The organism is Mesobacillus harenae, assembly GCF_013343715.1.
GTDB lineage: Bacteria > Bacillota > Bacilli > Bacillales > Cytobacillaceae > Mesobacillus_A > Mesobacillus_A harenae.
On the sequence record NZ_JABUNR010000046.1, the window covers coordinates 1 to 415 of the forward strand.

The 415-nt window shown below is 49.6% G+C and carries 1 rRNA gene; it reads right to left on the reverse strand.

The window, feature by feature from the left end:
* A 16S ribosomal RNA gene (locus HRJ06_RS22975) occupies positions 1-320 on the reverse strand; the annotation flags it as partial.
* Positions 321-415: the final 95 nt, after the last annotated feature.

A 415-nucleotide genomic window follows, 5' to 3' on the forward strand; every position in this document is an offset into this window, starting at 1 on the left:
GTGGCCGATCACCCTCTCAGGTCGGCTACGCATCGTCGCCTTGGTGAGCCGTTACCTCACCAACTAGCTAATGCGCCGCGGGCCCATCTGTAAGTGACAGCCGAAACCGTCTTTCAGCTTTTCCTCATGAAAGGAAAAGGATTATCCGGTATTAGCTCCGGTTTCCCGAAGTTATCCCAGTCTTACAGGCAGGTTGCCCACGTGTTACTCACCCGTCCGCCGCTGACTTCAGGGAGCAAGCTCCCATCTGTCCGCTCGACTTGCATGTATTAGGTACGCCGCCAGCGTTCGTCCTGAGCCAGGATCAAACTCTCCAAAAAAGAGTATGAGTTTAGCTCATAATTTAAAACGTTGGCTAGTGATCTTCATAATTGAAGTCACTATAAATATTGTTTGTTGACGCTTGTTTGTTTAG